Source organism: Achromobacter pulmonis (genome assembly GCF_002885955.2).
GTDB lineage: Bacteria > Pseudomonadota > Gammaproteobacteria > Burkholderiales > Burkholderiaceae_B > Achromobacter > Achromobacter pulmonis_A.
In genome coordinates, this window is sequence record NZ_POQS01000004.1 from 441,805 (window position 1) to 454,209 (window position 12,405).

11 protein-coding genes are annotated in these 12,405 nt (G+C 69.7%); 1 reads left to right on the forward strand and 10 read right to left on the reverse strand.

Features of this window, described 5'->3' with window-relative positions:
• Positions 1–34: 34 nt before the first annotated feature.
• From C1I89_RS17240 to C1I89_RS17280, 9 genes are all read right to left on the reverse strand, one after another.
• Entirely contained in the window at positions 35–820 is a 786-nt protein-coding gene (locus C1I89_RS17240; RefSeq protein WP_102773894.1) for an HpcH/HpaI aldolase family protein, read from the reverse strand.
• A gap of 27 nt (positions 821–847) precedes the next feature.
• Positions 848–1,834: a Bug family tripartite tricarboxylate transporter substrate binding protein gene (locus C1I89_RS17245; protein WP_102773895.1), complete on the reverse strand. Its 987-nt coding sequence runs from the start codon at positions 1,832–1,834 to the stop codon at positions 848–850.
• A 73-nt stretch (positions 1,835–1,907) separates the two neighbouring features.
• Complete coding sequence (locus tag C1I89_RS17250) at positions 1,908–2,921, reverse strand: LacI family DNA-binding transcriptional regulator (RefSeq protein ID WP_102774163.1); 1,014 nt, start codon at positions 2,919–2,921, stop codon at positions 1,908–1,910.
• The gene (locus tag C1I89_RS17255) at positions 2,918–3,685 is read right to left on the reverse strand and encodes an SDR family NAD(P)-dependent oxidoreductase (protein ID WP_102773896.1); all 768 of its coding nucleotides are present in this window, start codon (positions 3,683–3,685) and stop codon (positions 2,918–2,920) included. Before C1I89_RS17255 ends, C1I89_RS17250 begins: the two co-directional genes overlap by 4 nt.
• The gene (hisD, locus tag C1I89_RS17260; protein ID WP_102773897.1) at positions 3,682–5,001 is read right to left on the reverse strand and encodes a histidinol dehydrogenase; all 1,320 of its coding nucleotides are present in this window, start codon (positions 4,999–5,001) and stop codon (positions 3,682–3,684) included. The genes C1I89_RS17255 and hisD overlap by 4 nt, the downstream gene beginning before the upstream one ends.
• Positions 5,002–5,146: 145 nt before the next feature.
• Positions 5,147–6,229, reverse strand: coding sequence for a flavodoxin family protein (locus C1I89_RS17265; RefSeq protein ID WP_102773898.1), 1,083 nt, complete (start codon positions 6,227–6,229; stop codon positions 5,147–5,149).
• A complete protein-coding gene (locus C1I89_RS17270; RefSeq protein ID WP_102773899.1) occupies positions 6,226–6,696 on the reverse strand; it encodes a low affinity iron permease family protein in 471 nt (156 codons plus the stop codon). The genes C1I89_RS17265 and C1I89_RS17270 overlap by 4 nt, the downstream gene beginning before the upstream one ends.
• 26 nt (positions 6,697–6,722) lie before the next feature.
• A complete protein-coding gene (locus C1I89_RS17275) occupies positions 6,723–7,481 on the reverse strand; it encodes an alpha/beta hydrolase family protein (RefSeq protein WP_102773900.1) in 759 nt (252 codons plus the stop codon).
• Positions 7,468–8,598 (reverse strand): DUF3182 family protein, encoded by a 1,131-nt coding sequence (locus C1I89_RS17280; RefSeq protein WP_102774164.1) that lies wholly within the window; start codon positions 8,596–8,598, stop codon positions 7,468–7,470. Before C1I89_RS17280 ends, C1I89_RS17275 begins: the two co-directional genes overlap by 14 nt.
• A 226-nt stretch (positions 8,599–8,824) precedes the next feature.
• On the opposite strand from C1I89_RS17280, the gene C1I89_RS17285 reads away from it, so the two are divergent.
• Positions 8,825–11,182 carry a mechanosensitive ion channel domain-containing protein gene (locus C1I89_RS17285; RefSeq protein WP_102773901.1) on the forward strand — a complete coding sequence of 786 codons (2,358 nt, stop codon included), beginning with the start codon at positions 8,825–8,827 and terminating at the stop codon, positions 11,180–11,182.
• Between the two features lie 19 nt (positions 11,183–11,201).
• Here the strand turns inward: C1I89_RS17285 and C1I89_RS17290 are convergent, their stop codons facing one another.
• Positions 11,202–12,215 (reverse strand): helix-turn-helix domain-containing protein, encoded by a 1,014-nt coding sequence (locus tag C1I89_RS17290; RefSeq protein WP_102774165.1) that lies wholly within the window; start codon positions 12,213–12,215, stop codon positions 11,202–11,204.
• Between the last annotated feature and the right edge of the window lie 190 nt (positions 12,216–12,405).

Here is a 12,405-nt window from a genome sequence, read left to right on the forward strand (position 1 = left end):
GTCATCAAGGACGGCCGATACGACTCGGAATGCTTCAATACCGCAACGCCGCGTCGCGCCCGGCGCTGGCGGCCTGCGCCAGCGCGCGCGTGATGATGCTGGTCGACACATTGGCGAAATAGCGCGCGCCGAGCGCCCCGTATTTTTCCTCGTCGGCCGGCGTCAGCGCGATGATGCCGGCGCACTTGCCGGCCGCCGCGATGGCCCGCAGCCCCTGCTCGATGGCGCGCTGCACCGGCTCGGCGTTCCAGTCGCTGCCGTGGCCCATCGCGTGCGCCAGGTCGTTGGGGCCGATGAACACAGCGTCCACGCCGTCGACCGCCGCGATCTCCGCCGCCGCGGCGATCGCCTCGGGAGTTTCGATCATGGCGATGAAGGCTATGCCCTCGTTGCTGCGCTGCGTATGCCCGGCGCCGCCGAACGCGCCGTAGCCGGCTGCGCGCGTGCTGAAGGCGCTGCCGCGCCTGCCCAGCGGCGGATAGTGGATCAGGTCCGCCAGGCGGCGCGCCTGCGCGGCGCTTTCCACCATGGGCACCTGCACCGCGCTGGCGCCCATGTCGAGCACGCGCGGCAGGTCGTGTTCGAAGCAGCGCACCACCGGCACGATGCCGGCGGCCCGCGCCGCGCGCAGCATGTGCTCGGTGGTCCCGAAATCGGCGCTGCCGTGCTCGTTGTCCAGGATGATGAAATCGAATCCCGCATACGCGCACATTTCGACGATGGCCGGGCTGGGCAGGCCGTTGAACAGGCCGCGCAAGGGCTTGCCGCTGCGCAGCATGGCCGGCAGGCGGCCATCCAGAGGGTATCGGGGTTCGTTCATGTCAGTCTCCTGGATGCGGTTGGGGAATCAATCGGCCTGGATGCCGGCGTCCTTGATCACTTTGCCCCATTTTTCGATTTCGCTGCGCTGGAACTGCGCGAACGCGGCCGAGCCGCGGCCGTCCGGCGCCACGCCCAGCATCAGCAGCTTGGCGCGGACCTCCGGCGTTTCGACCACGGCCGCGATCTCGCGCGCCAGCCGGTCCACCACCGGCGCCGGCGTGCCGGCCGGCGCGAAGATGCCCTGCCACGACTGCATCTGGAATCCCGGCAGCCCCAGCTCGGCCAGCGGCCTGGCCTGCGGCAGGTCGGCCAGCGGCGCGGCCGACGTCACGCCCAGCACCTTGACCCGCTTCGAATCGATCATCGGGCGCGCCGCGGCCACGGTTTCGAACACCATGTCGATCTGTCCGCCGATCAGGTCCACCATGGACTGCGAACCGCCCTTGTAGACGATCTGGCGCAGCCGCGTGCCGGAGATCGACTGGAACAGCTGGCCCGACAGATGCTGCGAGGTGCCCGCGCCGGCGGTGCCGTAGGTCAGGCCGTCCGGCTGCGCGCGCGCCGCGTCTATCACCTGCTGCACCGTGTCGAACGGGCTGTCGGCGCGCACCACCAGCGCGTTGCTGACCATGCCCACCAGCGCCACCGGCGTGAAATCCTTGACCGGGTCGTAGCCCAGCGACTTGATGAAGAACGGGTTGACGGCGTGCGTGGTGATGGTGCCGCCGACCACCGTATAGCCGTCCGGCTCGGCGCGCGCCACCTGCTGGGTGCCGATGATGCCGGAGACGCCCGGCTTGTTCTCGACCACGACGGGCTGGCCCAGGCGGGCCGACAACTGCTCGGCCATCAGGCGCGCCACGCCGTCGGACACCCCGCCCGGCGAGAACGGCACGATGTAGCGGATGGTCTTGGCCGGCCAGCCGGGCGCGGCCTGCTGGGCGTGGGCCAGCGTGGCCGTCAAACCGAACGCCGCGGCGGCGGCCAGGGTGCGTATGAAGGTGCTGCGCATTCGAAAGTCTCCTGTCGATGATGTCTGGACGGAATCTGCGTCCGCCTTGCTGAGTTGCCGGTATGAAAGAAATTCAGGGGCCGGCGCGGACGGTGCCGCGCTCGACCAGGGTGCAGGGCACGACGATGTCGCGCGGCCGCAGTTCGGAATGCATCTGTTCGCGCAGCAGGCTCACGGTGGCCTCGACCATGGGTTCGACCTGCTGGCGCACCGTGGTCAGGCGATAGGCGCCCCAGGCGGCCTGCGGCACGTCGTCGAAGCCCACCACGGCCACGTCCTGCGGCACGCGCAGGCCCAGCTCCAGGCGCAGCACGTCCAGCGCCGCGATCGCCATATGGTCGTTGCCGGCGAACAGCGCATCCGGCGCATCGCGCTCGAACATCCGCCGCACCGCCTCCTGGGCCTGGTCGAAGTTGTAATGGCCCACCGCGCGGCTGTGCAGCGCGTGGCCCAGCTCGCCCAGCGCGTCGCGGTAGCCGCGTTCGCGCTCGATGCTGGTGGACGAATCCTCCAGGCCCGCCAGGTAGCCGAAGCGCCGGTAGCCGCGCTGCGCCAGCAACTGCGCCACCAGCCGGCCGCCCTCGTAATTGTCGGAAGTGACCGAGCTGCTGGCATGGCGCGCCAGCCCGCCCAGGATGGACACGCGGTTGAACTGCACCACCGGCACGCCCACTTCGGCGCAGCTGCGCGCCACGTTGGACGACAGCATGGCCGAGGCCATGACGATGCCGTCCACCTGGTATTGCAGGATCTCGGCCAGCACGCCGTCGGCCGCCTCGTCCACCTCGGCGATGAACATCAGCACGTGGTAGCCCTCTTTCTGCAGCTTCTGCGACAGCCGCTCTATCACCAGCGGATAGAACTGGTTTTCCAGATAGCTCATCACCAGCGCCACGATGCGGCTGCGGCGGGTGATCAGGCTGCGGGCCAGCGCGTTGGGCCGATAGCCCAGCTTCTGCGCCGCGGCCAGCACCTTGCGCCGGGTCTGCTCCGACACGCTGGCGCCGGGCGTGAAGGTGCGGCTGACGGCGGACTGCGAGACCTCCGCCAGATCCGCCACGTCCTGGGCGCGCGGCGTGGTCCTCATGCGGCGGTCCATCCCGCGTCCAGCATCAGCGCGCTGCCGGTCACCAGGCTGGACGCGTCGCTGGCCAGGAACACGATGGCGCCCATGATCTCCTCGACCTGCCCGACCCGGCCCAGCGCATTGCGCGCACAGACCCAGGCGCGGAATTCCGGGTCGGCCAGCATGCCGGCCGTCATGGGCGTTTCGATGAAGGTGGGGCACACCGTATTGACGCGGATGCCGGCCGCGCCCAGCTCCCAGGCCAGCGCCTTGGTCATGCCTTCGAGCGCATGCTTGCTGGCGCAGTACAGGGTGCGGCGCAGGCCGCCCACGTGGCCCATCTGCGACGACACGTTGATGATGGACCCGCCCTGCCCGGCCTGCAGCAGCCGGCGCGCGACCGCGCGGCAGACGTAGAAGGCCGCCTTCACGTTCAGGTCCATCACCGCGTCGATGTCCTCGTCGGACTGCTCCACCAGCGGCTTGGGGCGGTTCATCCCGGCGTTGTTCACCAGAATGTCGAAGGGCGCGCCTTGCGCCAGCGCGGCGTCGACCGCGGCCGAGTCCGTCACGTCCAGCACCAGCGCCGCGCACTGCACGCCCTCGGCCCGCAAGGCCTCGCAGGCCTGTTCCAGTTCGGGCGCGCGGCGCGCGGCCAGCGTCACGTGCGCGCCGGCGCGGCCCAGCGCCGTCGCCGCTGCCAGCCCGATGCCGCCGGAGCCGCCGGTCACCAGCGCGCGGCGCCCGTCCAGCCGAAAATCCGGTCCCTTGGGCAGCGCGATCATGACCGGGCCTCCACCGGCTGGTACCAGGGCAGTTCGGGCCGGCCGCCGTAGCGGCGCACGCGGATATTGGCCTGCTCGCCGTGGCCGGCGAAGTTCTCCATGTGGCACAGGCGCGAGCAATATTCGCCCATGGTCGCGCTGGCGGCGTCGGTCAGCACGCGCTGGTAGGTGCAGGTCTTGAGGAACTTGCCCACCCACAGCCCGCCCGTGTAGCGCGCATTGCGGTTGGTCGGCAGCGTGTGGTTGGTGCCGATCACCTTGTCGCCGAAGCTGACGTTGGTGCGCGGCCCCAGGAACAGCGCGCCGTAGTTCGTCATGTTGTTCAGAAAGTAGTCGGGATCGCGGGTCATGACCTGCACGTGCTCGAACGCCAGTTCGTCGGCCACCTGCAGCATTTCCTCCAGGCTGTCGCAGACGATGACCTCGCCGCAGTCGGCCCAGGCCTGGGCCGCTATGGCGGCGGTCGGCAGGATGGCGAGCTGGCGCTCGACCTCGGCCAGCGTGTCGCGCGCCAGCTGTTCGCTATTGGTCAGCAGCACCGCGGGCGAGGTCGGGCCGTGCTCGGCCTGGCCCAGCAGATCGACGGCGCACAGTTCGCCGTCCACGCTGTTGTCGGCGATCACCAGGGTTTCCGTGGGACCGGCGAACAGGTCGATGCCGACCCGGCCGTACAGTTGCCGCTTGGCTTCGGCCACGTACATATTGCCCGGGCCCACCAGCATGTCCACGGGCGCCACGCTGGGCGTGCCCACGGCCATCGCCACCACCGCCTGCACGCCGCCCAGCACCAGGATCTCGTCGGCGCCGGCCATGTCCATCGCGGTCACGATGGCCGGATGCGGCTTGCCTTGATAAGGCGGCGCCGTCGACACGATGCGCTTGACGCCCGCCACCTTGGCCGTCAGCACGCTCATGTGCGCCGAGGCCAGCAGCGGATACTTGCCGCCCGGGATGTAGCAGCCCACCGCGTTCATGGGCACGTGGCGGTGGCCCAGCACCACGCCGGGATAGGTTTCCACCTCGACCTCGCGCATGGAATCGCGCTGGATCTGCGCGAAATTGCGCACCTGGCTCTGCGCGAACGCGATGTCCTCGATCTCGCGCGCCGACAGCTGCTTGCGGGCGGCTTCGATCTCCGCGCGCGACAGCCGGAAGTCCTGCGGGTCCCAGTTGTCGAACTTGCGGCTGTAGTCGCGCACCGCCGCGTCGCCGCGCGTCTCGATGTCGCGGATGATGTCTTCGACGGTGGCGCGCACCTTGGCGTCGTGGTCGGTTTTAACGGCGGCCGTGCGGCCGCGCTTCAGATACCGGATCATGGTTTTTCCTGCCCTGCAAACGTAGGTGAGTCGATGAAGTGCAGCCACTTTCAAGCGCTTGCATACGTATGCAAATCAGGGAAAACCCGTGGAATCCGGACTGGAAGGTGCCGGCCGTCGATCCGGGACCGGCCCTCGCCGACGCTCACTTCGGCCGCGGCTGCTCGATCCCCCGGTCCAGCCCGGCCATCTCGCCGCGCCGCAGCCGCGGCAGCACATTGAGCACGGCCCGCGCCACGTTGCGCACCTCCTGCTGCACGGCCGTGTCGCGGTCCAGCTCGTCGTGGCTGGTGGCATAGGGGCGGTAATAGCCGATGTAGCGGTCCAGCCGCGAGGCCGCGCCGGCGTCGATCAGGCCCATCCAGTCCAGCCAGTCGCTCAGCGCGCGCCGCTGCGCCTCGATGCCGGCCACGTCGCCATGCACCACCAGCCCATAGGCGCGGCCGGCCAGGTGCTTGGGATACGGCCAGCCGGCAAGCTCAACCTGCTTGGCCTTGAGCGGGTCCTTGCCGCCGGTCAGCGTCGGATCGGGGTTGCCGCCGTCGGCGCACACCAGCCGGTCGATCATCAGCTTCAGCGGGCAAGGCGATTGATACCAGTAGGTGGGCGCCACCAGGATCACGGCGTGGGCCGCGACCCATTGTTCGTAGATGCCGGCCATGGCGTCGTTGACCTGCCCCAGCGCATGGTTCGGATAACAGCTGCAGGGCCAGTGGCACAAGGGCATGGCGGTCGAAACACAGCCCTTGCACGGATGGATCTGGTACTGGTATTCGGAGGCCAGGCGGCTGAGGTCCAGCATGTCGGTCTGCACGCCGCCGGCGCGCAGCTCGTCCAGCACGATGCGCGCCAGCCGCCAGGTCTTGGAGACTTCGCCCGGACAGGTGCCGTCGTTGCGCGACGCGCCGGCGATCACCAGCACGCGCGAGGGCGTGCCCGGATCGCGCTGCACTTTTTCGGCGACGGCCAGCCGGTCGCGCGTCTGCTTCCACTCGGCCGCCAGCTCGTAATCGGGATCGGCGAACTCGGGGCCGGCCTTGACGGTCACGGGCGACTTGCGGCCCGCTTCGTAGGCCTGCCAGGCGATGGTCTCCAGCCGCTCCAGGGCGTCGTTTTCGGCCTGGAAAGCTGGATCGTAGAAGCGCTGCATGAAGCGTTCGCGGAACGCCTCGCGCGCCAGCGCGCCGGGATACTGTCCCTTGCGCACGGTGGGTTTGGGATGGTTCATTGCCGCCTCCGGCTGCGTGCGCGCTGGCGGTGTTGCTTCCTGGCGCGCGCCGTGCAGGCCGCCGCCAGCGCCAGCAGCTTGTCCTCGTCCAGGCTCTCGGCGTCGACCAGGCCTTCGTCGGCGCCCTTGAGCGCGATCAGCAGTTCATCGAGCTTCAGGTGCAGCGCCTCGCTGTCCTTGTTCTGGCTTTGCTGAATCAGGAACACCATGAGAAAGGTCACGATGGTGGTGCCGGTATTGATCACCAGTTGCCAGGTTTCGGAGTAACCGAACACCGGGCCGGTCAGCGCCCATGCGAGCACCGCCATCAGCGCCAGGCCGAACGTCACCGGCGTTGCGGTCCATCGCTTCACGCGCGTGGCGAAACGGTCGAAAGCCCTGAACAGCGCGCCGCCGCGCTCGGCCTGTTCCTTGGACGGCGATCGCTTCGGGCGCGGACGCCGCGCCGGTATGCTGGTGCTCGGCATGACTTCTTCCTGTCCTGCGCGCGCGCTCATAACCCTGCCCGCCCGACTCCCATGCGCGCGCCCATGACCATTTCGGTCACCCAGTTCACAAGGATCGAGGTGTAGGCGCGCTGCGCCGGCTTCTCGGTCAGGGCGTGGTCGGCGCCGTCGATGATGCGGTGCGTCAGGGAATGCGAGCGTCGAAACGCCCCCCGGTAGCTCATGATGGTGGAATGCGGGATGTAGATATCGTGCTCGGCCTCCACCAGCAGCACGTCGCCGGCGAAGTCGGTGCACGCCTGCAGCGCGCGGTTCTCCTCGGGCGGCACATAGGCGCTGCGGTAGGCGCGCAGCGTGTCGCGGTTGAGCTGGTTCTTGGGCACCAGCCACTCGTCGTCGCGATACAGCGCCGGCACGTGCAGCGCCAGCCAGCGCACCGGCCGCAGCGTGCACAGCAAGGCCGCCAGATAGCCGCCGTAGCTGCTGCCCACCACCGCGACCGAGCCGGAATCCAGGGAGGGATGGGCGGCCAGCCTGTCATAGGCCGCCACCACGTCGCGCAGATTGTCTTCGCGCGTCACCTCGCGCTGCCGTTGCAGGGTGGCGGCATGGCCGCGCAGGTCGAACGTCAGGCAGACGCAGCCCAGCGCGGCAATGCCCTTGGCGCGCGACAGGTCGAACTCCTGACTGCCGCCCCAACCGTGGATGAAAAGTACGCCAGGCACTTTGTCCTCCGGGGTAAGAAAGGTCGCGTCCAGCGAGACGTCGTCCACTTCCAGCGCAAACGGTTTGCTATGCGCCGCCATCGTCCGCCTCCACGATTCCTCCCGATTTGCTGATCGGGCCGACCGCCCGGTCGTGCCCGTGGAACACCAGCCGCTGGGCGATCGGCACCGGCTCGTCGGCGCCGTAGCGCTCGCGCGTCTCGGCGCGCACCTCGCACAGCGCGGGCGACAGTGCGAACGCCTGCATGGCGGCAAGCTCGGCGATGCTGGCGCCGCCGGCGCGCCACGACTGTTCCAGCACGCCGGCGCGCGCGCCCCCGTCGGCCCCGCGCCCGAACGCCACGTCGTAATTGCGACGCGAGGCGATCAGGTCCGGATATGCCGTGGAAATCGCCGTGTCGTAATGGCAGGCCATGTCGATGGCATGGCGCTCTTTCGCGCCCAGGCGCAGCGCGCGCAAGGCGTCGAAGCCGCCGCGCACCACGCGCAGCTCGGAGCCGCCATACACCTGGCTGCCGTCGTTGGACGGGGTCAGCGACTGGGTGCCGACATAGGAGATCTCCAGCTTGCCCACCTTCGACCAGCCCACGCTGTAGGTCTCGACGTCTTCCAGGTCTTCCTCCAGCACCAGGCCCAGGCGCGCCATCGCCGCCGGCGACTGCGCGGCCAGCGCGGCGCGCAGCGCGTCCAGGTCGCGCACCACCTGCTGCCCGCGCCCGCCGGTTCCGTCCGCCGGCTTCAGCCGCAGCGGACCGCGGGCCAGCAGCAGCCGGCCCGCGACCAGCGCGTCTTCGCGGCAGAAAGCCGTATAGCCCGACAGCACCACCGCGCGCAGCGCGGCCGGCAGCGACGCGACCCAGCCCGCCGGCGCGCGGGCCTGCGGCCCGGCGAGCTGGTGGCTGATGGATTTCGTCGCCACGAAGGCATGCGGCACCACGCCGCCGTACAAGTCCGCCGCCCTGCTGATGCCGAGCACGGCGGCGCGCGCCATGCCGGTGATGGTGCGATCCGGCACGTAATACGGCGCGGGGCTGCCGCGATGGCGGCTGGGCCGGTAATCCGGCACATACGTCCGGCCCAGCAGCGCGGCCAGGCGCAGGGCCAGCGCTTCCTGGGAGGCCGCTTCGTGCTCGGACGCCTGCAGGCGCCGCGGATAGGCCGCCACGATGCCGTCGGAGTGATTTGGTCTGGATGTCATAGCCGCCGAAAGCAGCAAGCGGCGTTCCCGGCTCGCGCGCCATGGGGCTTTATCATTCAGGCAGAAGAGGCGACGCCGCCCGCGCGGCCCGCTTTCCATGTCACGCCTTGCTCGCAGAGGAGATTTACCAGTGGTTCGATCCGCGACGACAGCACCCATCGCCCCCCTGCCCCGCAAACCAGCCGCCCATCCCTGGCGGCGCCTGACGCACTGGCTGCTGGCGGCGATGCTGTGCTGGCTGTCGCTGGCCTGGCAATCCGCGGCCCAGGCCGCCAGCCCGCTGCTGCCGCAGCAACCGGCCGCCGCCTCCACCGAACTGACCCCGGCCGCCCTGGCCGACCTGCTGGAAAACGCCGAGGCACGCAAAGCCCTGGTGGACCAGTTGCGCGCGCAGGCGTCCGGCGCCAAGCCCGCCGCGCCCGCCGCCGCCGAGGCGCCGGCGGAGCCCGGCCTGCGGGAACGCATGGCCGACGGGGTGCAGCGCTTCCTGACCGGCCTGGCCGCCGATATGGGACAGGGCGTGGACGACATGCGCAGCCTGGCCTCGGGGCGCAGCCTGCGCATGGACGGCGACGCGGCCAGCAGCGCGCTGCTGCCGCTGGCGCTGGCCGCCGCGGCCACGATCATCGCCTTTCTGCTGCTGCGCGCGATCGCCATGCTCGTCTACACGCGCATCGACCGCTGGGTGGCCGAACACGGCTGCGAGGCCGAGGCCTCGCGCAAGCCGGGCGCGCCGCTGACCATGCGCGTGCTGTCGCGGCGCGCCGGCGCCATCGTGGGCGCGGTGGCCATAGACGCGGCGGTGGTGCTGCTGGCGGCGATGGCCGGCGCGGCCGCCGCCCTGTGGAGCACGCCCGGCCGCGGCACGCTGGACCCGCTGGCGACCGTGTTCCTGCAGGCCTTCGTCTACGTGGAGATCGTCAAGGTGCTGGTGCGCACGGTGTTCGCGGTGCGCCATCCGCACCTGCGCCTGCTGCCCATGACCGACGAGCTGGCCCGGTACTGGGCCGCGTGGCTGCAGCGCATCGTCACGGCGGCCGGCTACGGCACGCTGCTGATCGACCCGGTGATGTCGGCCGCGCTGTCGCCCGCGCTGGGCCGGCTGGCCAGCATGGTCATCATGCTGGCCGTGTACGTCTACGCGGTGCGCGTGATCTGGCAGAACCGCCAGCCGGTGCGCGAACGCCTGGAACGCCGCGCCGCCAACGCCGCCACCTTCATGGGCTCGCGCCTGCGCATTTTGGCGCGCGTGTGGCACGTGCTGGGCATCGGCTACTTCACCATCCTGCTGGTGGTCAGCCAGATCGACCCGATCAACGCCCTGCCCTTCATGGCGCACGCCACCGCCCAGACCCTGCTGGTCATCGGCGTGGGCAGCCTGCTGATCCTGCTGCTGAACACCATGCTGGCCAAGCCCATCCGGCTGGCCGACGACCTGCGCCGGCGCCTGCCGCTGCTGGAGGCGCGGGTCAACGCCTACGTGCCGGCGGCCCTGAAACTGCTGGGCTGGATCATCCGCATCGTGATCCTGCTGCTGATCCTGGACGCGTGGCACGCATTCGACCTGTCGCGCTGGCTGGCCTCGGACGCCGGCGCCGCCGCCATCAAGGTGGTGCTCAACATCGTCATCGTGCTGCTGATCGCGGCGCTGGCCTGGACCGTGATCGCCAGCATCATCGAGCACCGCCTCAGCCAGCGCGAGGGGCGCGGCATGCCCAGCGCGCGCGAGCGCACGCTGCTGGCGCTGTTTCGCAACGCCGCGCTGATCGTGATCGTGGCCATGACGCTGATGGTGCTGCTGTCGCAGATCGGCATCGACGTGGGGCCGCTGATCGCCGGCGCCGGCGTGGTGGGCCTGGCCATCGGCTTCGGCGCGCAGAAGCTGGTGCAGGACATCATCACCGGGGTTTTCATCCAGCTTGAAAACGGCATGAACGAGAACGACGTGGTGCAGGTGGCCGGCGTGTTCGGCACGGTCGAGAAAATGACCATACGCTCGGTCGGCATCCGCACGCTGGACGGCGGCTACCACCTGGTGCCGTTCTCCTCGGTGGACGTGGTGGCCAACCACATGCGTGACTTCTCCTACCACCTGGGCGAATACACCATCGCCCACCGCGAAAGCGTGGACGACGCCATCGAGCATCTGCGCGCGGCCTTCGCCGAACTGATGACCGACACCGTGCTGGGGCCGGAAATCCTGGAGGAAATGACCGTGGCCGGCGTCACCGCCGTGAACGAAAAGGGCGTGACCATCCGCATCCTGATCAAGACCACCCCGGGCATGCAATGGGCGGTGCAGCGCGGCTACAACCGGCTGCTGAAAAAGCATTTCGACGCCGCCGGCATCGAGCTGCCCTACCCGCACACCGTGGTGTACTTCGGCCAGGACAAGCGCGGCTACGCGCCCCCGGCCAACGTGTTCATGCAGACCGAACGTCCCGACGAGGGCGACAACGCCCGCGCCGCCGGCCACACGCGCCGCCGCCTGGAACCGGAAACCCCGGGCGGGGACGCGGCCGAGGTGCTGGGCAACGAACTGGAGGCCCGCGCCGAACCCGAGGACGACACGCCGCGCGCCTAGCGGCGGCCGGGCGGGCCCGTCAGCCCGACAGGCCCGAGACCCAGGCCTTGAACACGTTGTCGGCCATGGCCTGGTTGCGCTCGCCCAGGCGATGCGCGCGGGCGCCGGACAGCGCGTCGGCCCGCAGCTCGCTGGGCGAGCAGCCGAAGCGCTGCTTGAACGCGCGGCTGAAATAGGCGTCGCTGGAGAAGCCGCAGCGATGGGCCGTCATGGCGATGGTCGAGGTGTTCGACGGGTTCGACAGCATGGCGAACGCGCGCACCAGCCGCCTTTCCTGCACATATCCGGCCACGCCGCCGTGGTCGGCGAAAAGCCGGTACAGGCTGGAACGCGAGATCGAGCACGCCCCCGCGATCCCTTCGGGATTCAGCGCCGGGTCGGCCAGATGCGCCTCGACATGGCGCCGCGCCCGCATCAAGGCCGTGGCCTTGCCCGCCGCGCGGGCCTTGGCCGGGCCGCCTTGCAGGCCGCCCACGCAGGCCGCGATCAGGCCCTCGGTCGCCGACAGGATGCCGCTCACCTGGCCGGCGTCGATCGAGCCAATGGAAGTGGACAGCGCGCGCAGGTATTCGTACAGCAGCGTGATGCTGCCGCCCTCCACGAACTGGCCATGCAGCCGTTCGGGCTGGCGGACCAGCCCGGCCATCGTGGCGCGCGGCAGGATGACCGATAGATTGCGCGTGGAGATGGGCGCGCGTTCCAGCGGCTGGCCCAGGTCCATGGTCAGCATCCGGGGCTTCTGGCCGGCGTGCGCGGGCGCATCGAACCGCAGCATCACGTGGTCCAGCATGTCGGCCCGGACCTTGCGGGCGGAACGCTCGAACACGAAGGGGTCCACCTCCATGTTGCTGAAGATCATGCCGCCCAGATTGAAGCTGCGGACGTCGACGCGGAGATCCCGCCGGCCGTCGATCGTATCGATGTCGAACATCGCGCCCATGCGATCGCGCCAGATCTCGAACCTGGCCTCTACGGGCAGTGCCGAGGTCTGAAAATGCCGCTGAGGAATGCCCACCACGCTCCTCCGTTTCATTTTGTATCAGACGGAATGTAGCACGCAGGGTTGCGCCCGCATGGCATTTTGGGACGCCGGGACAACAACCCGGCCGTCGATTGGGATGGACGTACTAACGGCCCGCTTTTCATCCGGCCTAGACTCGTCCCGCCTGCTCGACCTACGCGCCGGCGACGCCCGGCTTTCGCCTTCCTGTCCGATTCCGCTT